24 protein-coding genes are annotated in these 24,596 nt (G+C 41.6%); 10 read left to right on the top strand and 14 right to left on the bottom strand.

Features of this window, described 5'->3' with window-relative positions; all coding sequences use genetic code 11:
- Positions 1-2,298 carry a phosphoenolpyruvate--protein phosphotransferase gene (ptsP, locus tag F994_RS08600; protein ID WP_004649912.1) on the bottom strand — a complete coding sequence of 766 codons (2,298 nt, stop codon included), beginning with the start codon at positions 2,296-2,298 and terminating at the stop codon, positions 1-3.
- Positions 2,299-2,391: 93 nt separating this feature from the next.
- Positions 2,392-2,862 carry an RNA pyrophosphohydrolase gene (locus tag F994_RS08595; protein WP_004649911.1) on the bottom strand — a complete coding sequence of 157 codons (471 nt, stop codon included), beginning with the start codon at positions 2,860-2,862 and terminating at the stop codon, positions 2,392-2,394.
- A 183-nt stretch (positions 2,863-3,045) separates the two neighbouring features.
- Between F994_RS08595 and F994_RS08590 the strand changes: the two genes are divergently transcribed.
- Both F994_RS08590 and F994_RS08585 read left to right on the top strand, forming a co-directional pair.
- Positions 3,046-3,696: an HAD family hydrolase gene (locus F994_RS08590; RefSeq protein WP_004649910.1), complete on the top strand. Its 651-nt coding sequence runs from the start codon at positions 3,046-3,048 to the stop codon at positions 3,694-3,696.
- A 155-nt stretch (positions 3,697-3,851) separates the two neighbouring features.
- The gene (locus tag F994_RS08585) at positions 3,852-4,097 is read left to right on the top strand and encodes a DUF2789 family protein (protein ID WP_004649909.1); all 246 of its coding nucleotides are present in this window, start codon (positions 3,852-3,854) and stop codon (positions 4,095-4,097) included.
- Between the two features lie 69 nt (positions 4,098-4,166).
- Here the strand turns inward: F994_RS08585 and F994_RS08580 are convergent, their stop codons facing one another.
- Complete coding sequence (locus F994_RS08580; RefSeq protein ID WP_004649908.1) at positions 4,167-5,033, bottom strand: LysR family transcriptional regulator; 867 nt, start codon at positions 5,031-5,033, stop codon at positions 4,167-4,169.
- Between the two features lie 192 nt (positions 5,034-5,225).
- Positions 5,226-5,468 carry a DUF2061 domain-containing protein gene (locus F994_RS08575; protein ID WP_004649906.1) on the bottom strand — a complete coding sequence of 81 codons (243 nt, stop codon included), beginning with the start codon at positions 5,466-5,468 and terminating at the stop codon, positions 5,226-5,228.
- Positions 5,469-5,664: 196 nt separating this feature from the next.
- On the opposite strand from F994_RS08575, the gene F994_RS08570 reads away from it, so the two are divergent.
- From F994_RS08570 to leuB, 5 genes are all read left to right on the top strand, one after another.
- Positions 5,665-5,856, top strand: a complete 192-nt coding sequence (locus F994_RS08570; RefSeq protein ID WP_004649905.1) for a hypothetical protein — start codon at positions 5,665-5,667, stop codon at positions 5,854-5,856.
- Positions 5,857-6,102: 246 nt separating this feature from the next.
- The gene (leuC, locus tag F994_RS08565) at positions 6,103-7,536 is read left to right on the top strand and encodes a 3-isopropylmalate dehydratase large subunit (RefSeq protein ID WP_004649904.1); all 1,434 of its coding nucleotides are present in this window, start codon (positions 6,103-6,105) and stop codon (positions 7,534-7,536) included.
- 19 nt (positions 7,537-7,555) lie between these two features.
- Positions 7,556-8,206 carry a 3-isopropylmalate dehydratase small subunit gene (leuD, locus tag F994_RS08560; protein WP_004649903.1) on the top strand — a complete coding sequence of 217 codons (651 nt, stop codon included), beginning with the start codon at positions 7,556-7,558 and terminating at the stop codon, positions 8,204-8,206.
- Between the two features lie 104 nt (positions 8,207-8,310).
- Complete coding sequence (locus tag F994_RS08555; RefSeq protein ID WP_004649902.1) at positions 8,311-8,874, top strand: hypothetical protein; 564 nt, start codon at positions 8,311-8,313, stop codon at positions 8,872-8,874.
- A 43-nt stretch (positions 8,875-8,917) separates the two neighbouring features.
- Complete coding sequence (gene leuB / locus F994_RS08550; RefSeq protein WP_004649901.1) at positions 8,918-9,997, top strand: 3-isopropylmalate dehydrogenase; 1,080 nt, start codon at positions 8,918-8,920, stop codon at positions 9,995-9,997.
- Between the two features lie 78 nt (positions 9,998-10,075).
- Here the strand turns inward: leuB and F994_RS08545 are convergent, their stop codons facing one another.
- Complete coding sequence (locus F994_RS08545) at positions 10,076-10,480, bottom strand: hypothetical protein (protein WP_004649900.1); 405 nt, start codon at positions 10,478-10,480, stop codon at positions 10,076-10,078.
- A 358-nt stretch (positions 10,481-10,838) separates the two neighbouring features.
- Between F994_RS08545 and F994_RS08540 the strand changes: the two genes are divergently transcribed.
- Complete coding sequence (locus F994_RS08540) at positions 10,839-11,201, top strand: lysozyme inhibitor LprI family protein (RefSeq protein WP_004649898.1); 363 nt, start codon at positions 10,839-10,841, stop codon at positions 11,199-11,201.
- Between the two features lie 60 nt (positions 11,202-11,261).
- Here F994_RS08540 and infA read toward each other — a convergent pair whose 3' ends face one another.
- Positions 11,262-11,483, bottom strand: a complete 222-nt coding sequence (gene infA, locus F994_RS08535) for a translation initiation factor IF-1 (protein WP_001284370.1) — start codon at positions 11,481-11,483, stop codon at positions 11,262-11,264.
- Between the two features lie 230 nt (positions 11,484-11,713).
- Between infA and F994_RS08530 the strand changes: the two genes are divergently transcribed.
- The gene (locus F994_RS08530; protein ID WP_004649897.1) at positions 11,714-12,724 is read left to right on the top strand and encodes an AraC family transcriptional regulator; all 1,011 of its coding nucleotides are present in this window, start codon (positions 11,714-11,716) and stop codon (positions 12,722-12,724) included.
- 143 nt (positions 12,725-12,867) lie between these two features.
- Here F994_RS08530 and truA read toward each other — a convergent pair whose 3' ends face one another.
- The 5 genes from truA to asd form a co-directional block, all read right to left on the bottom strand.
- Positions 12,868-13,665, bottom strand: coding sequence for a tRNA pseudouridine(38-40) synthase TruA (gene truA / locus F994_RS08525; protein WP_004649896.1), 798 nt, complete (start codon positions 13,663-13,665; stop codon positions 12,868-12,870).
- A 12-nt stretch (positions 13,666-13,677) separates the two neighbouring features.
- Positions 13,678-14,646 carry an asparaginase gene (locus F994_RS08520; protein WP_004649895.1) on the bottom strand — a complete coding sequence of 323 codons (969 nt, stop codon included), beginning with the start codon at positions 14,644-14,646 and terminating at the stop codon, positions 13,678-13,680.
- A 48-nt stretch (positions 14,647-14,694) separates the two neighbouring features.
- A complete protein-coding gene (locus tag F994_RS08515; protein ID WP_004649894.1) occupies positions 14,695-16,017 on the bottom strand; it encodes a hypothetical protein in 1,323 nt (440 codons plus the stop codon).
- A 70-nt stretch (positions 16,018-16,087) separates the two neighbouring features.
- A complete protein-coding gene (locus F994_RS08510; RefSeq protein ID WP_004649893.1) occupies positions 16,088-17,527 on the bottom strand; it encodes a FimV/HubP-related protein in 1,440 nt (479 codons plus the stop codon).
- Between the two features lie 143 nt (positions 17,528-17,670).
- A complete protein-coding gene (gene asd / locus F994_RS08505) occupies positions 17,671-18,792 on the bottom strand; it encodes an aspartate-semialdehyde dehydrogenase (protein WP_004649892.1) in 1,122 nt (373 codons plus the stop codon).
- A gap of 184 nt (positions 18,793-18,976) precedes the next feature.
- On the opposite strand from asd, the gene F994_RS08500 reads away from it, so the two are divergent.
- Complete coding sequence (locus F994_RS08500) at positions 18,977-20,104, top strand: endonuclease/exonuclease/phosphatase family protein (RefSeq protein WP_004649891.1); 1,128 nt, start codon at positions 18,977-18,979, stop codon at positions 20,102-20,104.
- Positions 20,105-20,501: 397 nt separating this feature from the next.
- Here F994_RS08500 and F994_RS08495 read toward each other — a convergent pair whose 3' ends face one another.
- The 3 genes from F994_RS08495 to F994_RS08485 form a co-directional block, all read right to left on the bottom strand.
- A complete protein-coding gene (locus F994_RS08495) occupies positions 20,502-21,608 on the bottom strand; it encodes a glycosyltransferase family 4 protein (RefSeq protein WP_004649890.1) in 1,107 nt (368 codons plus the stop codon).
- A gap of 33 nt (positions 21,609-21,641) precedes the next feature.
- On the bottom strand, positions 21,642-22,577 hold the full coding sequence (locus F994_RS08490; protein ID WP_004649888.1) for an LpxL/LpxP family acyltransferase: 936 nt from the start codon (positions 22,575-22,577) through the stop codon (positions 21,642-21,644).
- A gap of 112 nt (positions 22,578-22,689) precedes the next feature.
- Entirely contained in the window at positions 22,690-24,585 is a 1,896-nt protein-coding gene (locus F994_RS08485) for an ATP-binding cassette domain-containing protein (protein ID WP_004649887.1), read from the bottom strand.
- Positions 24,586-24,596 lie beyond the last annotated feature (11 nt).

Here is a 24,596-nt window from a genome sequence, read left to right as displayed (position 1 = left end):
TTAAGCGGTCACAATACGGGTTGCAGATTTCACCATATCGGCCAAACCATGCGTTTTAAAATAATATTCCATCCAACTTTTCACGATAAGTGGGTTATCCATTTTTAATACATGTTCGAGTTGAACCAGTGCATCCGTCATCGGCACATGGCAAATCGCTTTACGTACCCGTAAAATATTGCTGGAACTCATCGACAGGGTATTAAAGCCCATTGCCATCAATAAGATTGCAGCCAAAGGATCACCTGCCATTTCGCCACAAATACTAATCGGTTTATCGTACTTGTGACATTCTTTGACCAAACGGTTTAAAGCACGCAGCACCGCTGGATGAAAGTGTGAATAGACATTGGCGACACGTGGATTGTTACGGTCGACGGCCAGTAAATATTGGGTTAAGTCATTTGAACCGACCGAGAAAAAATCAACCAATTCAGAAAATTCTTCAATTTGTAACAGCACACTTGGGACTTCGACCATAATCCCGATTTTTGGTTTGGTGATTTTGACTTGTTCTTCTTCTTGAACCGCCAGCCAATCACGCTCAAGCAAATACAACGCTTCTTCAACTTCGCTGACACTGGTCACCATAGGCAACAAGATGTGTAAGTTATTGAGGCCAATACTGGCTTTAAGCATGGCACGAATTTGCGATGAGAAAATTTCAGGATGATCGAGGGTGAAGCGAATTCCACGCCAGCCGAGTGCTGAGTTATCTTCTTCAATTGAAAAATAAGGCAGATCTTTATCGGCACCAATATCGAGGGTACGCATCACCACCGGCTTGTTGGCAAAGTGGCTCAGCTGTTGACGATAAATCGCGCGTTGTTCTTCTTCACCCGGGAAGCGATCACGCAGCATAAATGGAATTTCAGAGCGATATAAGCCGACGCCTTTAGCACCGCGTTGTACGCCGCGGACCACATCAATCATCAGACCTGTATTGACGTACAATTTGACCGTAACGCCATCGGGGGTAATGGCATCTTTGGTTTCATATTGCTTTAAATCTTTGGCAATTTGTTCTTCTTCTTTTTGAATTTCTTTATAACGGGTGCGCAAGCGACGTGGTGGATTAATAAACACCCGACCTTGATGTGCATCGACAATCATCTCGACATCATCAAGCGTATTGATGGGTAGTTCCGTCACACCGACCACGGTTGGAATGCCGAGTGCACGTGCCACAATCACCATATGTGAATTCATGGCACCTTCAGTGGTGACAATCGCGGCAATTTTATCGACAGGTAATTCTACCAAGGCCGCGGTGGAAATTTCCTCACCAATTAAAATGCTTTCATCGGTCAGTTCACGGTGGCTGGCATCCGCTTCTTGTAAGAATGCTAAAATACGACGCCCCAAATCTTTTAGATCGGAGACCCGTTCACGCAGATAGTCATCTTCCATTTGGGCAAATAGCGCAATATGGGTGTCAATGACAATACGAACTGCCCCTTGTGCCCAATTGCCGTCGCGAATTTCAGCTTTAATTTCAGCCGGCAGCGCGTTGGCATCTAACATGCGTAAGAACACACTAAACAATGCACGTTCTTCTGCCATTAAGGCATCTTGCATTTTGTCGTCAAGCGATTGAATTTCTTTACGCACGGAATCAATGGCATGATCAAGCAGTTCAAGTTCTTCACTAATGTCATCGGCTTCACGGTCAGGAACTGAGGCTAAATCGGCAGGTGGATATAAAATGACAGCACGACCTAAAGCAATGCCGCCAGAACCTGAAATTCCTTGGAAGGTTTTATACGCAGGTAGGCTATTGGGTTTACGGAATACATCAATATTGCCGACTGCATGGGCATGCGCAATTACACCCGAAAGCTGTGCACATAAGGTTACGAGAAAAGATTCTGCCGCTTCACTAAAGTCATGCGGTTCTTTATTTTGAACAACTAAAACCCCCATCACCTTACGACGATACATGACTGGAACACCGAGAAAAGAGTTATAAATCTCTTCACCCGTTTCAGGCAGATATAAAAAGCGTTCATGTTTGGGTGCATTGTCTAAATTGACAATCTCTTCACGTTGTCCAACCAACCCGACTAAGCCTTCACCCGTATGCAGTGAAACGTGCCCGACAGCTTCCGGGTTTAAACCTTTAGAAGCCATCAGTAAATAGCGTTGATTACGTTCATCGAGCAAGTAGATGGAGCAAACATCGACATGCATGGCTTCGGCCACTTGGTTGACCATAATGTCGAGTGATTCATGCAAACTGGTGGACGCATTGATTTCTTGTACAATACGTCTTAGGGTGTCCAGCTGCATATTCGACATAAAATCTGCTCCAAAAAAAAGTCTAAATCTATTTTATTTATAACAATATGTTGCTAAAAAATCTGCATTTTCATACGATTTTTTATGTTTATATTATGGCAACTGATTACACAGCTCCACCATCGCTTTTCGGTATACATCGCGTTTAAAATTCACGACTTGTCCTAATGGATACCAATAACTTACCCATTGCCATTGGTCAAACTCTGGTGGGTCAGACAAATTCAGCTGAATGTTCTTGGCCGAAGCTGTCAATTTAAGTAAAAACCACTTTTGTTTTTGCCCAATACACACGGGGTCTGAATCCGAGCGTATATACCGTTGAGGCAAACGATACCGTAGCCAACCTTTTGTTTGCGCTACAATTTGAACATGTTCGGGCAATAGGCCAATTTCTTCTCTCAGTTCACGATAAAGTGCCTGTTCAGGGGTTTCTCCATACTGGATACCTCCTTGTGGAAATTGCCAAGCATTGTGTCCAATGCGTTTTGCCCATAAAACTTGTCCAATGTCGTTTGCCAAAATGATCCCGACATTCGGTCGGAAACCTTCTGAGTCGATCATTTGGCTACCTAAATCTGCTTTTAATGTGTGGCTTTACTTTCGGGGATTGTTATTTCTATATCCATCTCGAAAAAAAGCACAGCTTAAATGTTAAAAATTGCTATGATCTTAACGAATTTCTATCGACTAGCGGAGATAGATTTACAAATTTTTTCTTAAATTTCAGTTTTTACGAGTATTTTCATGAAATTGGCTTTATTTGACCTCGATCACACCTTGTTAAACACCGATTCAGATTATTCATGGGGTGAGTTTTTAGTGAATGAAGGTCTGGTTGATCCAATTCGACATCGTCAAATGAATGACCAGTTTTATGAAGACTATAAAGCAGGTCAACTGGATCCGATTGCGTATAACGAATTTGTCTTCGAGTTTTTAACCCAGCATGATCATGATTATTTGCATGACTTACATGAATTATTCATGAAAAAAGTGATTCGTCCACAAATGCGTCCCGAAGGTTTTGCGGCGATTGAAAAACACCGCGATGCTGGACATGAATTGGTGGGGATTACGGCAACATCCGATTTTATTACCACGCCGATTTTTCATGAGTTTGGCATTACTGAAACGATTGCCACCAATGCAGAAGTCATCGATGGGCAATATACCGGTAAAGTCATTAATATTGCCTGTTACCAAAAAGGAAAATTGGCACGTTTAGAGCAATGGCTGCAAGGCAGAAATGTTGAGGAATCATGGGCATATTCAGATTCAATCAATGACCGTTTTCTGTTGGATTATGCTGATCATGCCATTGCAGTAAATCCTGATGATCGCTTGGTTGTACTGGCGAAAGAACAAGGCTGGGATATTCAAGATTGGTCAATATGAGAGATGCAGAGCATTTTTAAAATGAGATTGAAAAGACAGTACTTTTAAGTGCTGTCTTTTTTATTTATGTGTATAAAATCCTTACATTTTTGTCCTTCATTTTTAACATGAAGCTGTTATGTTATGCATAAGAATTAAAAAAGATGGAGAAAATAATGAGCGCTGTACGCCCAAGAATGACTCATTTATTTGAACAATTAGGCTTAGAGGCCACTGAGGACGCGATTGAACTTTTTATTGCGACTCATCAATTAAGTGCACATACCAAAATTACTGAAGCGGATTATTGGTCAGAGGCACAGCACCAGTTTTTAGCTGAAAAATTAAAGTCTGATGGTGAATGGGCGATTGTGGTGGATCAGCTCAATGAATCCTTACATGAAGAATCAACCAATCGTTAAGCTTGATGGTCAAGATAGATTAAATAGACGCGGGATTGAAAGAAATGAACTTTTCTCTCCCGCTAGGCTTTAGCCCTTGATTTTCATCATTTCAATTAATTCTAAAACAGCCTTAGATTGACTGCGTCCAGGGTGCCAAACCATACCCAATTGACGATTCATTTCAAAATTAATATCCAGTTGTTGTAAATCTTGATTGATTAACGTCTTTGGTAAGACTGACCAACCCAGACCAATCGACGCTAACATGCGAATCGATTCGAGCGGGTTGTTACTCATACTGACTTTCGGTTTTAAACCACGCTTTTCAAATTCAGCCAACGTGATTTGACTGGTATAGGTCTGTGCAGCAGGTAATAAACTTGGATATTGGATCAAATCTTCCAGTTGTAAATTCTTTTGATTGGCTAAGGGATGAAATGATGCGGCGACAAAAACCAAAGGATCATCCCAAATCGTCACATAGCTCAGACGAGCATCACCTTGAGGCGGTAAGGTCAAAAATGCCAGCTCTAAGTCACCCGCAAGTACTTTTTCATGGGCTTGTTCAGAATCAACAAAATGCACATCTAAAGTGACCTCTGGAAAGGTTTGAACATAATTGCGCAGGTGATTGGGTAAATGATGTAAACCAATATGATGGCTCGTGCCTATTTTAAGCTTACCTTGGACTTGCCCTTGTTCATGACTAAGGGTGTGATGAATATCCCCCAGTTCATTGAGCCAGTTTTTTACTTTGGGCAGCAAGGAGTGAGCGGCATGGGTGGCTTGAACACCGCGACCCGCAGACTCAAATAGCTTTACACCAAAATATTCTTCTAAACTATGAATTCGTTTAGTGACTGCTGGTTGGGTAATAAACAACAGATCGGCAGCCATAGAAATAGAGCCTGTTTCCATAACTTTAACAAAAGCTTCAAAAGCAGCAAGATTCATACGATTAGTCTGGTTATGAAATATCAAAATAAGTATAAAATATTTTTATACTAAAAGTGAATGCCAGAATAAAAATCAAAGCTAAAAAATGTATGAAGATGTGAATATGAGTGATAAAACTAAACAGCACGCTATATAAGTGAAGTGATTGATTGAAAGGAGCAAGCTTGAACCCACAATATTTTCAATATCTTAGACCGTCATGTGCTGATTTTTTTGTAAGGTTGAAGTATTTTTTTCCCAAACTTTTTCATGAAAGAAAAATGCAATCGCCTGAATGGTAGGTTCAAGTAAACTCAAGGTTAATGCCATCCAAATACTGCCCGTGACAAAATAGCCAACCAACAGTGCAATAGCGATGTGCATGATGTAATAACTACAGGTCTTTTTTAAAGTTTTCTGGTTATAAGTAACAAATTTTTGAATATGTGCCATAGGGGGATTTCTCAAGCTTTGTCTTCGGGATATGATTAAAGCATAATCAATCTTATTTGATTTGTAAAAACGAACATTTTGTATATTTAAATCGGTTTTTTGAATTTAAAACCAGTCCATCTAAAAACTAGTAATCTAAAAATCAAGCAATCTAAAAAAGTATCAGCGATTGATATGTTATTAAAGGATCTAAATTATGCAGATTAAACATATAAAATATCTCCTTGATGTGTTCGAGGAAGCCGTGGAAAAACGTACTGCAGTTTATGAACTTGCAGATGATGAAAATGATGAAAATCGCGCCGCGGCTGAATGTAGCGCAGCGAAAGCTGAATTAATTAAGGCGATTGAGGAACTGCTCGAGAGTAAAGTAGACCCATCGATATAATACGCCGTTTTTAACCAGCGACATGCTTGCAAAGAGACAGCTAAAAAATATCTCTTCAGCCTTTTGAATACAAATCAGAAGGTTGAGATATTGCTGTGCTTTATCTAAGATGCATGGTTTTGATCTGTTAAAAATTAATTCCAAAAAGTTTTCAAACTAATAAAAATGATAAATTAGATTTATGTAAATACGTGGTTATAATCGAAGTTAATAAAAGCATTACCCAGTTCTATGGAGCACGTCGACATGGCAGGCAATACCCAAAAAGCAAAGACTTTGTATGACAAATTGTGGGATGACCATTTAGTAAAACAACGAGATGATGGTTCAGCCTTACTTTACATCGACCGTCATTTATTACATGAAGTCACTTCACCGCAAGCTTTTGAGGGTTTACAGCTTGCAGGTCGTAAACCTTGGCGTTTAAGTGCCAATGTTGCAACTCCTGACCATAACGTACCCACTTCAAAAGCTGAACGTGATCAAGGGATTGCAGGAATTGAAGATGAAACTTCACGTATCCAAGTGCAAACTTTAGATGACAATTGTGATGCCTTTAATATTGTTGAATTTAAGATCAATGATATTCGTCAAGGTATTGCGCATGTGGTTGGCCCTGAACAAGGCTTAACTTTGCCGGGCATGACAGTGGTCTGTGGTGACTCGCACACTGCAACACATGGTGCATTTGGTTGTTTGGCACATGGTATTGGTACATCTGAAGTTGAACATGTTTTGGCAACACAGTGCTTAGTGCAAAAGAAAATGAAAAACATGTTGGTTCGTGTTGACGGCACATTAGGTCAAGGCGTGACTTCAAAAGACGTGGTTTTAGCGATCATTGGTAAAATCGGGACTGCGGGTGGTACTGGTCACGCGATTGAATTCGGTGGTCAAGTGTTCCGTGATATGTCGATTGAAGGTCGTATGACCGTATGTAACATGGCCATTGAAGCGGGTGCTCGTGTCGGTATGGTCGCTGTGGATGACAAAACCATTGCTTATGTGCAAGGTCGTAACTACGCACCAAAAGGCCAACAATGGGATGCCGCGGTTGAATATTGGAATACCTTACATTCTGATGAAGACGCGCATTTCGATACCGTTGTCGTGTTGCAAGGTGAAGAAATTGAGCCGCAAGTGTCTTGGGGAACATCACCTGAAATGGTCATTCCTGTTTCACAAGCCGTTCCAACTTTAGAACAAGCCAAAGATGACGTACAACGTAATGATTGGACACGTGCTTATCAATATATGGGTTTAAATGCCGGTCAAGCATTGGCTGACATTCAATTAGACCGTGTATTTATTGGTTCATGTACCAACTCGCGTATTGAAGATATTCGCGCTGCCGCTGAAGTGATTCAAGGGCGTAAAGTTGCCAGTTCAATTAAACAGGCAATGGTGGTTCCGGGGTCAGGTTTAGTCAAGCAACAAGCAGAAGCAGAAGGTTTGGATAAAATTTTTGTTGAAGCCGGCTTTGAATGGCGCGAGCCGGGCTGTTCAATGTGTTTGGCCATGAATGCAGACAAATTACAACCGGGTGAACACTGTGCATCGACCTCGAACCGTAACTTTGAAGGTCGTCAGGGCAATGGTGGGCGTACGCACTTGGTGAGTCCAGCGATGGCAGCCGCAGCAGCGATTGCAGGTCATTTCGTTGATGTTCGTTCATTCTAATTGGGACTAGGAGCAAATTATGAAAGCTTATACCGTTGAACAAGGTATTGTTGCACCTTTAGACCGTGCCAATGTCGATACCGATTTAATTATTCCAAAACAGTTTTTGAAGTCCATCAAACGTACGGGTTTTGGGGATAACTTATTTGATGAATTACGCTATTTAGATGAAGGTTATCCGGGGCAAGATAATTCAATTCGTCCAAAAAATCCTGAATTTATCTTGAACCAACCACGTTATCAAGGTGCATCCGTTTTGATTACACGCGCCAACTTTGGCTGTGGTTCAAGTCGTGAACATGCACCTTGGGCTTTAGAAGAGTACGGCTTTCGTACCGTGATTGCACCTAGCTATGCCGATATTTTCTTTAATAACAGCTTTAAAAATGGCATGTTACCCGTCATTTTAGCAGAAGACATTGTTGAGCAATTGTTTAAAGAATGTGCCGCAAGTGAGGGTTATCAATTAACGATTGATCTTGAAGCACAGGAAGTTCGTACACCTCAAGGTGAAGTTTTTAAATTTGAAGTGGATCCGTTTCGTAAGCATTGTTTATTGAATGGCTTGGATGATATTGGTTTAACGTTACAAGCAGCGGATGATATCCGCGCATTTGAAGAAAAAACCAAGCAATCACGCCCTTGGGTCTTTGCAGAAATTCGTGGTTAATTGTTTGAAATTTCGGACATAGTAGTATCGGAGCTTAACTCTTGTTAATATCGAATCGATAAAAATATCTCGTTGGTTTTAATTGGTGAGGTTGGGCTCGAATAATGACAAAAGTTTATGGTCAGCTTGTTGTGCTGGGTCTTGTACTTGCATCTTTAAGTGCATGCCAAAGCTTGGATAAAAAACGTATTAATAATGTGAAAGAGACAGAGTCAACAAAGTTAAATGCGTTGATCTTTTGTACTGGAACAGAACAATGTGAGTTTGAGCGTTTCGATCAAATGCCGATTGTGGATGCTCAAAGTCACCGTGTGAGTCGTGAAGCGATTGATCAGGGAATTGTTCGTTTACAACCCAAATTGTTGGCAGAACCGAATTCTTTGTTTTTGTCCGTGCCAGCAGGGCAGCATGAGGTGGTGATTCGTTTCTATCCGATATCGAAAGATCGTGCTGAAACGCTACATGTATTTCACAAATTTAATGCTCAAAAACACTATACCTTTAAGATGTATCGGGATCGAACGAGGCATCAAGGAAGTTTGTTGAATGTTTCTGCACCCGATCCACTTTGTGTAGCACTGCAACAAGACCAAAAAACCATTCGACGTTTCTGCAAACCCTATAATGTCTTAAATGGCTTAGGTGAGTTTGTGGAACAAAAAATTTAATATCGCATCAGTCCTATGACTGACTTTAAAAATGGAAAATCTCATGTCAAAACATATTTTGATTTTAGCTGGTGATGGCATCGGTCCTGAAATTGTGAACGCCGCAGAGCAAGTACTCACACGCGTAAATGAAAAATTCAATTTAGGTTTGACTTGGGAACAAGGTTTATTGGGTGGCGCAGCGATTGATGCTCATGGTTCGCCATATCCTGAACAAACCGCTGCACAAGCAAAAAAGGCAGATGCTATTTTACTTGGTGCTGTCGGTGGGCCGAAATGGGACAGCATTGAGCGCTCAATTCGTCCAGAACGTGGTTTGTTAAAAATTCGTAGTGAACTCAACCTTTTTGCTAACTTACGTCCAGCGATTCTTTACCCACAATTGGCAGATGCTTCGAGCTTGAAACCAGAAATCGTTTCTGGCTTAGACATTTTAATCGTGCGTGAATTGACAGGCGGGATCTACTTTGGTCAACCACGGGGTATCCGTGAGCTAGAAAATGGTGAGAAACAAGGTTATAACACTGACGTTTATTCTGAATCTGAAATCAAACGTATTGCCAAAGTAGCGTTTGAATTGGCGGGTCTTCGTGGCGGTAAAGTGTGTTCGGTGGATAAAGCTAACGTTTTAGAAGTGACTGAACTTTGGAAACAAACAGTCACTGCAATGAAAGAAGCAGAATATCCAAAGATTAACTTGTCACATATGTATGTGGATAATGCCGCAATGCAATTGGTGCGTGCGCCGAAACAATTTGATGTGATTGTGACCTCTAACTTGTTCGGTGACATTTTGTCTGATGAAGCGGCGATGTTGACCGGTTCAATTGGCATGTTGCCATCTGCATCTTTGGATGAAAATGGTAAAGGCATGTATGAACCTTGCCATGGTTCTGCGCCAGACATCGCAGGTCAAAACATTGCCAATCCATTGGCCACGATTCTTTCTGTTGCAATGATGCTACGTTACACATTCCGTGAAGAAGCCGCTGCACAAGCGATTGAAGATGCTGTAGGCAATGTACTGGATCAAGGTTTACGTACAGCAGATATTATGTCTGAAGGTATGGGCAAAGTCGGTACTGCTGAAATGGGTCAAGCGGTGGTTGCTGCATTGCACTAAGTTCGCTTAACGATAGAGTTGAAATGAAAACGCAGCCAAAGAGCTGCGTTTTTTTATGTTGAGTTTGCCAAAAGTTTTTTAACAAGTGCGTCCTGACATCTGTACCGCTTTGGCAATATTGTGTTCCAACAGAAAGCTGATACGGCAGTTCAAATTGACATCGTAGTTTTGTGCAGCCGTACTTGGGATAGGAACGCTTGTTCCTGCACCAATGCCCATGGCAGGATTTTGCGCCATAGGGACAGGAATGCTGATGGATCGAGCTGCAATATAGGTTAAGCTATTTGCCCTTAATATAGGTGGACTGACGTGCTGGTAACCTATGCTGTTTAAATCAAGCTGGGTACGAATTTGATCACTAGATTGACCAATAAATTGCTGCAAATAGGCTTCCCGCTGCATGGCATTCATTGTTGGGGAAGATACACAGCCATATAGCATGCAATAGGCAGCAAACAGTCCAATAGAAAGCATAAACTTCATAAGCTGTTCTCACACCAAATAAAACCAGTGTAGGCAGATCTGCTGAATCATATTGTTGTGATTCGATATACGGTCTTTACTGCAAGAAAATAGGCTGAACATGATGCCAAATGGCGGTTTTACATGGTCATGAGTGCATTATCTATACACATCAAAAGGATCTAGTTGATAAAGAAACAGGATCTCGAAATCAGATCAAGAAATCAGATTAATGCTAGGGAAATTTCTATAGACGTTTTTGATTGATGCGCCGTTTTCAACAACATGATAATTTTTAATATCCTATCCAAGGCATTTCGCATAGACTATTTATCAACATTAATTTTTATAAAATACAAAAAAGGGGAAAGGAATAAAGATGAACAAAATTATTTTGCTGCTAAGCGGTATCTTGTTGTCTGGTGTTGCATTTGCAGATAACTGTGAAAATGCACGCAATACCTATGATGATGTCTATTGCACCAACAAACTGTATGCCAGTGCCGATGCAGAATTAAATAAAAATTATCAGGCTTTACGTGGCAAATTATCAAGCAATCAAAAAAATATTCTGAAAAAGTCGCAGCTGGCGTGGATTCGTGAACGCGATGCGCAATGTACCACGGATACTGGAATTGACGTGCAATGCCGTTTAAGCACCACGCAAGAGCGTAATAACTGGCTTAGAGAGCGTTTGCGTGAATGCAAAACCATTGGCTGTAAAACCAATGCCTTGTATTGATTTTCGGGTTTAATACCATAAAAAAAGCCACTTTAAAGTGGCTTTTGCTTGCGCTAAAACTTAGCGTGCACGATAAGTAATACGACCCTTGGTCAAATCATAAGGAGTCATTTCTACTTTAACACTGTCGCCAGTCAAAATACGGATATAGTGTTTACGCATTTTACCAGAGATGTGAGCAATGACTTCGTGACCGTTTTCTAAACGTACACGGAACATAGTATTAGGGAGCGTTTCGGTGACAACGCCTTCGAACTCGATGAGTTCCTCTTTATTGGCCATAGCCTACCTGATGATCAAATTGGGAAGGCGCAAATTATAGTCAATTTTTTTGTATAAAACAAGGCGGAATGGGGTGTTGCCCGATCATCTGTCAGTTAAATAAGCGAACCATACATTTAAATATTTTCTACAAAAAACAGCATTGTTCTGTTGTCAGTTCGGTCAATCACAGTTAATCTAAAATTAATCTTTTTAAGTATAAATGAAGAACATACAAGGAAGGTCTTGGCGTGGGTCAGCTAACTGATGCATCGGTTGTTTTACGATTGGGTTACCAAGCGATTCGTCGTTCGGGTTTGCCAACCGAAGAAATTTTAACAAAAGCTGGTGTCGCCTTAAATCAGGTCGAAACCAATGATCGTACTCCGCTCAGTGCTCAATATGCTTTTTGGGTGGCCGCAGAGGAGGTAAGTCGTGATCCCGATATTGGTTTGCACTTAGGTGAACACTTGCCTTTATATCGTGGACAGGTGATTGAACATCTCTTTATCTCAAGTGAAAACTTTGGTGAGGGACTAAAGCGTGCATTGGCCTATCAACGCCTGATCAGTGACGCATTTCATGCCAAACTGGTGCTTGAAGATGGTCGTTGCTACCTCACCAATGGTGAACAAGGGGCTTGGGTAGACCATTTGGTCAATCGTCATTTTTCTGAATGTGCCATGTCAGGAATTTTACGCTTCTTTAAATTTATTACCGAAGGCCGCTTTAACCCAATTTACATCGATTTTAATTTTAGTCAGGGGGCTTTTGATGACGAATATTTTCGGGTCTATGAGTGTCCTGTTAGTTTAGGGCAAAAAGAAACGCGTTTGTATTTTGACCCAGCCATTTTAGAGTACCAGTTGTGGCAGGCAGAACCTGAGTTATTACAACTACATGAGCAATTGGCACTTGAAAAGCTACAAGAACTTGCACGCTATGATTTGGTTGGCGAAGTCCGCCGTGCCATTGGTTCGACCTTAGAAAGTGGTGAAACGACTTTAGAAACGGTCGCAACCCATTTAAACATTACCCCACGCCGTTTACGCACGCAGCTGAGTGAAGCGAATACCAGTTTTCAGCAAATTCTTTCGGATTATCGTTGTCGTTTGGCAAAAAAGCTGTTGGCGAATACCGCTGAAAGTGTGGAAAGAATTGTGTATTTAACTGGTTTTTCAGAACCGAGTACTTTCTATCGTGCCTTTAAGCGTTGGACCAATGAAACGCCTGTGGAATATCGCAAACGTAAGCAGCGTTAATTTTTTGGATTAAAAAATCCCCCTAAGTCCCCTTTTAATAAAGGGGGATTTTTCTAAACACTTTTTAAAGCCAAGAATTCCTCTCCTTTGAAAAAGGTGAGAAGCACAGCTTCGCAAGAGGGGAGGTCTAATAACTTGAATTATTATTCAGGCATATTTAACCAATGTGGGCCTAAAGGCGCTTTAGGTAAATCAAATTGTTCTGGGTAGTGTGCTTGAATAAAATATAAGCCATCAGGTGGGGCCGTAATGCCTGCTGCTTTACGGTTCTCAGCAGCAAAAATTGTGTCAATATGGTCAATTTCATACATGCCTTGTCCAACTTCGAGCAAGCATCCTACGATGTTTCGCACCATATGATGTAAAAAACCATCGGCTTGAATATCGAGCACTAAATAGCAACCATGACGAATTAAACGGCAATGGCTTACATGACGTACAGGTTGCTTAGATTGACAAGAGCTGGCACGAAAGCTTTCAAAATTATGCGTCCCTTCAAATTTTTTCGCAGCTTCAATCATTTTATCCACATCAAGTGGGTAATAGGCATGGGTGACTTGTTGATAAAGCAGTGCAGGTCGGCTAGCTGAATTGTAGATGACATAACGGTAACGTCGTGATTGTGCTTTAAAGCGAGCATGAAAGTCCGGTTCCATCGCTTTAATCCATTGGATGGCAATGTCTTTGGGTAAAGTGCTATTCGCCCCCATGAGCCAGCCCCGTATTGGACGAATCGCCGAAGTATCAAAATGTGCCACCATATTGGTGGCATGTACACCGGCATCGGTTCTTCCCGCACCATGAACAATAATCGGTTCATTGGCAATTTTACTCAGCACCGTTTCAATGGTTTCTTGCACACTGCGGACACCCGCTTGCTGGGTTTGCCAACCTCGATACTCAACCCCAGAAAACTCAATACCGACCGCAAAACGCTGCATACTTACCTCTATTTACATTGAATCATGCCAGTGGGCATGCCACTGGTCTACGCTGTCATATTGTAAATACATTTTCAGTGCTTTTGCATAAAGATCTGCATGACCTAAGCAATCACTGATGATGATATTGGCATGTTGTATCCACTCACTGATGGCATAGCGTTGGTCAATCGTGCCAAAAGGGACTTGAGTGGTCAGAATGATGGCGCAGCCCTGCGTTTGAATGGCCTGAAGTGTAGAGATGAACTCTGCATTGACAGCTAAATTGCCTGTACCAAAGCCTTGTAAGATCAGCGCATGAGGAGTTTGTTGTTGTAAATTTTTTAAGTTCGCAATGTGTTGCTCAATTGCTAGAGGTTGCAGCATGAAACTCAGGCAGTTAAATGTTGCTGCTCTCGCAATATCATGTTCATGCACGATATAGCTGTGCTGAATCGTTGCCAAATTTACTTGGGCATTTTGACCTGCAAAAGCATTTAATTCCGTTGTATGTTGTTTTAACGCCGTTTGCGCATGAAGCAGTTGGTGATGAAAGGCCAAATAGACACCCACTGGGGTGGTCACTACCGCATCCAGAGCAAAATTAAGGTTATCCATGGCATCGGTAAATTCGCGGGTCTGTGTAGCCGAGACATTTAATAATGGATATTGGCTTCCAGTCAGTACCACATGGGCCGATTGACCGATAAAGCGTGCCAGTGTTGCACTGGCATAGCTTAAAGTATCAGTGCCGTGAATCACGACAAAATGTTGATAATGTTTAAGTTGTAGGCTTTGGATCAGCTGAATGAGCTTAAGCCAGTCCGTTGCAGTGCAAGCGCTACTGTCTTTGATGCTGGGTGCAACAAAACATTCAATTTCAAGATTTAAAGGAAGAATGCGTTGTAACTGGGGGATAAAATCTTTAGCAGGCATTGGGCTAAGTGGCTCGCCAATACAGCCAAAGGTTCCACCCATATAAATTAAGGCTATTTTTTTCATAATAAAAAAGCAGTCAATGATGACTGCTTTATAGTAGAGCGAAATAACTTAAGATGCTATCTGATTGCGTAACTGATCGGCTTGTTGGCGTTGTTCAGGGGTATATTCAGCTTCATGTTCTATTAATAATTCATGTGCCGATTCAAAGGCGCCTAATTGAATATATTGTGCTGCAAGCTCTAAATTCAGGCTGATTTCATTCACATCAATCAGTTCAGGGAAGGAGAGCACGAGCGGATCATTTTGGTCTGCTTGAGATGCAGATGAACTGATATTGCTAATATCAAAACTTACACCTGAAGCTTTCACTGGCGCTGTTTCTACCGAAAGTGGTTCATTTGGCGTTACAGGTTCGAGATTAAAATCTAAACTCGGTTTAGTTTCTTCGGCGACCGTTTTTGCTTCAACAGCTGCAATAGTTTCTGTATGAGAGAAATCAAAATCAAATTCAGGTTTTTCTTCAACTGCTGCTTCAACTGCAATAGTCAGTTCAGCAGGTTGAGCAGACTGTTCTGCTACTGGTGTATCTAGGCTAAAGGAGAAATCTAAAGGTTGGATTTCTTCTACTACAGCTATCGGTTCTGGCTGTGGTGCAATGCTAGGTGTAGGGTCTAAAGATAAAGAGCTAAAGTCTAAAGGTTTAATTTCTTCAACTGTTGAGATTGGCGCTTCGGTTTTGGCAGTTTCGATAGGCGCTTGATCAAGAGAAAAGGTATTGAAATCTAAAGGTTTAATTTCTTCAACGTGATCGGTTTGGGCTGGACGTGTTTCTTGGTGTAGCTGATCAAAAGATGCAGCATTTGCCGTTACCGATGGCGCAGCAGAATTATTGCTCATGAGCGCATCGAAATCGGCAGTATTTTTTTGTTCAACTGCTGGTTGCGCTGACGATTCCATTTTGAAATCAATCGTATCTCTAGAGCTTGCCACTTTGTGGTCATGGGCCGCTTTTTTAGCCAGTGCTTGCTCTAAAAAATCGTCTAGTTCTAATGAACGTAAATGATTAATCAGTTGGTTAATGGCAAATTCATCTTTTTGTAAGATGTGAATATCGAGTAATAATAAATACAGCTCATGCTGTGAGTTGTCTTTATTTAATGCTTGATTAATCTGTGCTTCAGCAGCAAAAAAATTGTGTGCACTGATTAATGTGCCAATTTTATTGCGTACATCATCCGCTAAAGCAGTGGTCTTTTTCTTTTCCACCACAGGATCTGACACAATTTGAGTTTTTTGAGGTGTCTTTTTAGTTGCGCTTACTTTTTTCGCTTTCGCTGTTGAAGTTTGTTCCGCTTGTTTACCGGTTTCACGCTTTTTTAGGACAACTGCGATCACTAATAACAATATAAACGGAATCACATAAATCAGCATGTTTTTACCCCTTACAGGATTGAGTTGTTATCAATGAAACTCATCCAAAAAAATCAAATTGTATAACACTTTAGTGTGTTGGCTTTTTCTCTACTTGTTGTGCTTTCAATTGTTGTTGCAATTGGGCAAGACGAGTATTCAATAATTGAATTCTGTGATCCTTGTGACGCAATGCCAGTTCTAACTGTGTTACGTTTCTCTGTAATTTAACGGTTTTTTTACGAGATGTCATAACTTTTAATGATAACTCGTTTGAAGTTTGATTTCTTTCTGTGTTCTTCTTAGCAGAACCGCTGGCTGAATCTTGTTCTTTCTCTGCGACTAAGCTCATCTCCGCTTGATTTAAGCGATATTTGGCTTTACCCGATTGTTTAGAAGATGGATTTGTCACATTGGCGACACTGACTTTTTGCTCTTCTTTTTGAGGATTCCCAGTGTTGAGATTTAACGCAACGCCACGACGTAAACGATTGATATCACCTTGAATAAAGGCGTGTTCATTATTGCTTTTGATTTGTTTCATCACCTCGCCAATCGGACGATTTTGCTCAGTGGCTACACGTGAAGCGATGGCCCATAGAGATTCATTGGATTGCACCACATGCTTTGTGGTTGGTGCTGCCATTGCTGTGGCATTTTGATGTGGCGCAGGTTTTTGTGCAGCAGGGGATGCTTCTGCTTTTACTTTGGTTGCCGCTTGTTGCGCAGGGATATTTACTTTTTTAGGCTCAGCGACTTTTTGCGTCGGGGATTGCGCATATTGTTTGGCTAATGGGTCTGCGGAGAGCATTGTGTTGGATGCTTTTGGCTGATTTTTTACCGTATTTTGCTGTGCTGTTACGGTATTGGGTTTAACCGCTACGACATCCTTTGATGTTACGGCTTGAGTTGCCAGCATGGTCATGGATGAGACAGGCAATGGTGCAGAGCTGGTCACATTAAGGTTAGGTGGAGCAGTCTTGCGCACCATTAATGGTGCTTCGAATGATTGGTGTGCGATGGCTGCTACTTTTTTAATTTGATATTGCGTGCTTTCAGGGAGTTGCAAAGCAATCTCTTTTTCACTCACGATGCTGATTGGTGTTAACGGTTTTTCATTGCCTTGAGTACGTGCTTGAGTATTGGTCGTGCTGCGTTGCAGCGGCATTTTTATATGCTGCAATCGTGTCGCATTGCCTTCTTTAATTTTAATAATAATATTCAGTTCAGCTTCGGTGAGCGGACGTGAAGAGGTAATGGTAATCACGCCGTTACCCGAGCCATCACGACGGGTAAAGAAATTAAGATGTCCGGGAGGTTGATGTGTTACACCTAAAGAAAGAAGTTCATCGACTGTCGCTAAGCTGGCTTGTATTGGTGCATTAGGATCAGCTTGGCGAAAATTCATTTCGGCATAGAGTAATTCACCTGGTGCAGATTGAATCTGAATAGGATCAATCGTAATCGCATGAATATTCTGCGAAGCAATAATGGCTAAAATGGCGATCTTTAATTTTTTGTATGCAGTCATTTTAATCTTTAGCTCGGTTTTGTATCGCACTGCGAATGTTGTAGATTAACGAGATGTTGAAGAGTTGTAAAATATTAACATAAAGAATACATAAAAAAAGCCGATCACAATAGATCGGCTTTTGATTTTTAAATCTTTAGCAATTACGCATTTTGATATTCAATTAAGATGCGCAGCATACGGCGTAAAGGTTCCGCAGCCCCCCAAAGCAATTGATCACCAACAGTGAACGCGCCAAGGTATTCTTTACCCATATTGAGTTTACGTAAACGACCGACTGGAACCGTTAAAGTGCCAGTGACTGCAACAGGTGTAAGGTCAGTCATAGACGCTTCACGGGTATTTGGAACCACTTTTGCCCATGGATTGGATTGACGAATCATATCTTCAATTTCATCCAGCGGTACATCTTTCTTTAACTTCAATGTTAAAGCTTGAGAGTGACAACGCATGGCACCAATACGAACACAATGGCCATCAATCGGCACGATGATTTGTTGATTACCTAAAATCTTGTTGGTTTCAACTTGTGCTTTCCATTCTTCTTTCGACTGACCGTTGTCTAACTGTTTGTCGATATAAGGAATGAGTGAACCTGCTAATGGCACGCCAAAGTTTGTAGATGGGAAGCCTTCACCACGTTGCAAGTCAGCAATTTTAGAATCAATATCTAAGATTGGTGAACGTGGATCATCTAACAAATCTTTGGTGTTGTTATATAAATAACCCATACCTGAAATCAATTCACGCATGTTTTGCGCACCCGCACCCGATGCTGCTTGATAAGTCATAGCCGTCATCCACTCAACCAAATTGTTTTGGTAAAGCGCGCCCATGCTCATCAGCATCAATGAAACGGTACAGTTACCGCCGACGAAGGTTTTGGTGCCTTTGACTAAGCCGTCTTTGATCACGTGCATGTTGACAGGATCAAGCACAATGATGGCTTCATCTTCCATACGCAAGGTAGATGCAGCATCAATCCAGTAACCGTTCCAGTTTTCCGCTTTTAATTTCGGGAAAACTTCAGAGGTATAATCACCACCTTGACAGGTAATAATGACATCCATTTGCTTCAGACTATTAATGTCTGATGCATCCATAAGTGCTGGGGCAGTCTTACCACCAAAAGCAGGGGCTTCACCACCTGCATTACTGGTAGAAAAATAGAATGGCTCAAAATGAGCAAAATCATTCTCTTCAACCATACGTTGCATAAGGACGGAACCAACCATCCCGCGCCAACCGACCAGACCTACTTTCATGTCACTTCGCCTCGGTGCGTTAAAATAAAAAGGAGATTCGAGTGTATCAAAAGAGCGCACAACTGCAAGCGCTACACAATGAAAACAGCAATATTGTTGTGTAATATATCTTGTTTATGTTACATGCAAAACTGATATAAATTTATGAATCATGAAAGAATTAAGAATATAAGAGAAGCACATCATGATCTGGGTCGAAGCGTTAGCTGTTGTGGTGATTTGGTTGAGTTTTTGGTCACTGATTCCACGTGATGAATGGTGGTTTCGTGGTGCAGATTTTCCACGCTTACAAATTTTAGTTTTTGGGTTGATTGCTTTTGTGCTGCTGTTGGTCTGGGATCAGCCGTGGGATATCTGGCGTGAACTTATTTTTATTGCCCTGATTGCAGCACTGGCGTATCAACTTAAAATGGTGCTGCCTTATACCTTTATTTGGAAAAAGCAGGTCAAACAGGTTCGTCAAAATCAGTTGAATTCAAAGCAGCAAATCTCGGTGATTGTGTCCAATGTACTGACGCCAAATCAGCAATATCACTTGCTGATTGCACAGATTCAGCAACACCAACCCGATTTAGTCCTGACTTTAGAGTCGGATCAAATCTGGCAAAATGAACTGGCAGTGATTGAAAAAGATTATCCCTATCGTGTCCCTGTGCCCTTGGATAATTTGTATGGCATGCATTTATATAGCCGCCTTGAATTAAAAGATTCTGAAATTAAGTTCATTTTAAGTGATGAAATCCCCTCGATTCATACCACGGTGATTTTGCGTTCAGGCCAACCTGTGCAGCTTTATTGTTTGCATCCGAAACCGCCCAGTCCAACTGAAGCCAAAGATTCAACCTTACGTGATGCAGAATTGCTGATTGTCGGGGATCAAGTTAAAGATTTGGATCAAAGCTGTATTGTGATGGGCGATTTGAATGATGTGGCATGGTCACGAACAACACGGCTTTTTCAACGCATTAGTGGTTTACTCGATCCGCGTGTGGGGCGACATTATGTCAATACCTTTCATGCCGATTACCCGCTGCTCAGATGGTCTTTAGACCACGTGTTTCATAGTACTGATTTTGCTTTGGTCGAAATGAAACGCTTGCCTCATATCGGGTCGGATCATTTTCCAGTACATGTGGTTTTGCAAACGGGGCGTATTTTCGATCAGCTTCAAGAAGAGCTTGAACAAACTGATGCAGATGAACAAGAGGCGCAACAAGCCATTCAAGAAGGAATTGAACAAGCAGAAAAAGAAGAAAAAATGGTCACCGATGAAATTGCACAGGATTATAAAAATGAGACTAAAGTGCCTTAAAGGGATGATCGGGGGATTAGGGGAAAAGTGTACGAAATGGCTTACATTGATTTAGGTCTATGGCGAATAGTCCTGCTTTTAAATTTTACTTAGTATGCACACATCAGCCAAGGAGTTGGGAACGGAACATCCCATTATGGAAGACGATGCTGGTGGATAGTCATCATGGACATGATGCAGCAATGGATGGCCACAAGATAATAAAAACAAAATTTGAAAGCACAACCTTATAAACCCGAGTTTTGCAGGATGCAGAACTCGGGTTGTGTTTTTATAGCAGATGCTAAAAATAAAATTTCAGCGATGCCATAAAATTGAATTAATCACATGAGGCAGTGCTGATTTTAAAGAATCGAATATGGAACATTTTTTGATTGATGCAAGTCATGGAATCAACTTAATCTAAATTTAAAACATGTTTATATAAATTAATGGTTCGATCACACATCTCTTTTAAACTAAACATCGTGACAGGTTCAACGGCTTGAGGTTCATCGATATGCTGCTGAACGGCATGCAATAATGCAGCTTGATCACCTACGTCGATTAAACCTTGCGGATAAAGATGAGATAAAATTTCTGCTACACCACCACGATTCCAACCAATCACAGGTGTTCCCACCGATAAAGCTTCTAAAGCAGTACGTCCAAAAGTTTCAGCTTGATTGGATAAAGACAGCACCACATCGCTAAATGCCAGCCATTCACGTATATCTGAACGATGCCCAACAAAAGTAATCTTCTCTCGTAAGCCCTTAGATTGAATGTTGCTTTCCAGTTCTTCTAAATAGGCCTGTTTTTTAGCATCAGCGCCACCGACTACGACCGCATGCAAGTTTGGATATTGGTTTTGCAATTGTTGCATAAGTTCAATTAACGTTTCATGTCCTTTTAAACGGGTAATACGTCCAGGCAGACAAACTAGAAATTTATTTTCCAGTTGCGGGAAATCTTTAAAGGTTTGATTGATCCAGAGTGCAGAAGGTTGGTAACCGTGAGGAAATTCTTGCGGTGAAATACCGCGATAAATTCGGACAATATGTTCGGGCGGGCAGTTTTGATAATGTTCGGTAATATATTTCACCACACTGTCAGACACGGCAATGACTTTTTCTGCTTGCGTCATAATGGCACTATAACGATTGGTCGAATAAAAACCATGCACTGTAGAGATCAGATGCGGACGTTGATTGGCTGGAATACCTTTAAGGGCAAAATGCGTCAGCCAAGCCGGTACGCGTGAACGAACATGCACAATATCAGGTTGATGCTGCTGAATCAGTTTGCGCAATGGTCGGATTTGCCACAGGCTGGATAAAGATTTTTTATGAATGGCTAAACTCAGGTGCTGCGAGCCTTCCGCTTCAAGTTGAGCGACCAGACGTCCACCATTTGAAACAACAATTGATTCATGACCTGCTGCAATCAGTGCACGTGCAATTTCCAATGTGCCACGTTCAACGCCACCACTGTTTAATTCTGGAAGAAGTTGCATAATTTTCATTGGTATTCTCTTCAACTTTTTTTAAAGGTGGTGTTAGTAAATTTCGTCATAGCCTTCAGGGCGAGTTTTAAAACGGCGGTGGAACCACATATATTGAGTCGGTGCGATGCGCAGCTGATTTTCAATAATTTTATTTACCAGCGTGGCATCTTCAAGTTCATTGTCACTCGGGATGCTAGCGACCATAGGCTCAAGCAGTACATGGTAACGAGGGTCTTTAATGTCACCATCGCGATAGAAATACAAAGGCACGGCAACTGCTTTTGACATTTTAAGTAAACGACGATGTGCCGTGACTGTCGCGGCAGGTACGTCAAAAAAAGGCGCCATAATGCCTTGTTTTAAACCATAATCTTGGTCGGGACTATACCAAATGGCCTGACCATTTTTAAGATTTCGGATTAAGCCGCGCATATCATCATGGTCAATTTGATGGTCATAAATGGTGGCACGGCAGCGGTAAATGAGCATATCGAGGAGGGGGTTATTCTGCGGACGATACACAACACCCAGCTCAAAGTACTGTGCGCACAGATAGCCGCCTGCATCTAATAAGGTGGAATGTGTCCCCAGCAGTAACACGCCCTTGCCATCAGCTTGTGCCTGATGTAGATGCTCTAAACCTTCAATACTGACCCGATCTTTAAACCATTGTGGACAATACCACGCATTTAAGGTTTCAAAAATTCCCAGCATTTGATCGACAAAAACTTGTCGGGCATGCGCTTGGAGTTGTTCAGCTGTCCATTCGGGAAAACATACTTCTAAATTTCGAAGCGTGGTGTGACGACGTGATTTTAGTTTGTTAAATGCAATATGGCCTAAAAAAGTGGCTAAACGATGCTGAATTGCCCACGGTAAAATCGCCAAAATCATGAGGAAAATAATACCCATCCAGATGCCCCAATATTGTGGCAACAGAAATGACCATTGAAATGTACCCGGTTGATAGTTGGTTTTTTTACTCATTGTTTCGTGCGATGATCTGAATTAGACAGGAATGTAGTGTAGCACGAACATAATTCTGAAATAAAAAGGCATCTGTAGATATCTCTACAGATGCCCATTGAAACAGGATGAATTAATTGCCTTTCGACATGTTGTCTAATTCTTCCCAACGTTCTAATTTTTCAAGCAATAGCTCATCAATTTCAGCTAAGCGTGCAGAAATTTTTGCCGCAGCGTCAGCATCAGAGACAAACAATGAACCATCCGCAAGTTTTTCATTCAAGCTGGCTTGCTCTGTTTCTAAGGCTTCCATTTCAGCAGGCAATTGCTCTAAAGCCCGTTGATCTTTATAGCTAAGCTTTGCTTTCTTCGGCACAGCGGCTTCGGCTTTAGCCAGGGCTTTTTTCACATCACTTTTTTGATCAACCGCAGTTTGATCAGGGCGTTGTTCTAGATAGTCCTGATAACCACCGACGTACTCATCGATATGACCTTTCCCATCAAAGACCCAAGTCGAGGTCACGACATTGTCCATGAATGCACGGTCATGCGAGATGAGAAGTAATGTGCCTTTATAACCACCGAGCATTTCTTCTAATAGCTCTAAAGTCACCATGTCCAAGTCATTGGTTGGCTCATCCATGACGATTAAATTTGATGGCTTAAGCAGTAGTTTGGCTAACAGAATACGGTTACGTTCACCACCAGACAATGCTTTTACTGGGGTACGCGCGCGTTCAGGTGAGAACAAGAAATCTTGCAAGTAGCTGTAAATATGACGACGACCGCCATTTACATCGACAAAATCCGAACCTTCAGACACGTTGTCTTTAACCGATTTTTCAAGATCTAGTGCATTACGTAGTTGGTCAAAATAGGCCACTTCAAGTTGTGTACCTGTTTTCACTGTTCCACTATGTTCAAGTTCACCTAAAATGGCTTTGATCAGGGTTGTTTTGCCCACACCGTTGTCACCGACTAAACCAATACGGTCACCACGCAGCACTAATGCAGAGAAATCTTTGATAATTGGTTCTTGGTCGCCAAAAGCAACACTAAGATGTTCAATATCGAAGACCAACTTACCTGAACGATTGGCATCTTGCGTTGCCATGCTCACTTTGCCTTGTTGTGAACGACGTGCTTTCGATTCTTCACGTAAATCTTTCAGCGCACGAACACGACCTTCGTTACGGGTACGACGCGCTTTAATGCCTTGGCGAATCCACACTTCTTCTTCAGCTAAACGCTTATCAAATAACGCATTTTGCTTTTCTTCAGCTTCCATTTGTTGCGCTTTAAGATCAAGGTAACGTGTGTAGTTACCTTCATAGCTACGCAAAGTACCACGATCAAGCTCAACAATACGGGTGGCAATGCTGTCAACAAATGAACGGTCATGCGAAATAAACAGCAGTGTTAAGTTGTTTTGATCGAGGAGGAATTTTTCTAACCACTCAATACTTTCAACGTCCAAATGGTTGGTTGGTTCGTCGAGTAAAAGAACGTCAGGTTGCGTTAAAAGCGCACGTGCCAAAAGAACACGACGTTTACGACCACCCGATAAATCGGCTAGATCAGCATCTGGGTCAAGACCCATCTTGCTTAAGATAGAGTTAACTTTAGTTTCTAAAGCCCAACCATCCACTTGATCAAGTTTGTGCTGGAGTTCACCCATGCGGTCACAGGCATCCATATCACCCAAGACACATGCATCACTGGCTTCATGATAAGCTCTGAGGACTGTAGCGGCTTCACCTGCGCCATCTGCAACAATATCAGCAACTTTACCCGAGTCCATGGGTACATCTTGAGCCAGCATGGAAATGGTGATGCCATTTTGTATAGAAACTTCACCACGATCTGGTAGTAAACTTCCCTCAATGAGTTTAAGTAAAGTAGACTTACCTTCACCGTTACGGCCAATCAAACAAACTCGTTCACCGCGTTCCAAATTAAAGTTCGCGCCGTCGAGCAGGGAAGGTCCGCCAAACGCAAGTTGGACATCCCTTAATGTAATATAGGCCATACTGTTTCCTG

It is taken from the genome of Acinetobacter bohemicus ANC 3994, from assembly GCF_000367925.1.
Classification (GTDB): domain Bacteria; phylum Pseudomonadota; class Gammaproteobacteria; order Pseudomonadales; family Moraxellaceae; genus Acinetobacter; species Acinetobacter bohemicus.
The sequence above is the reverse complement of the archived record's forward strand: the minus strand, read 5'-3'. Positions and strand labels throughout refer to the sequence as shown.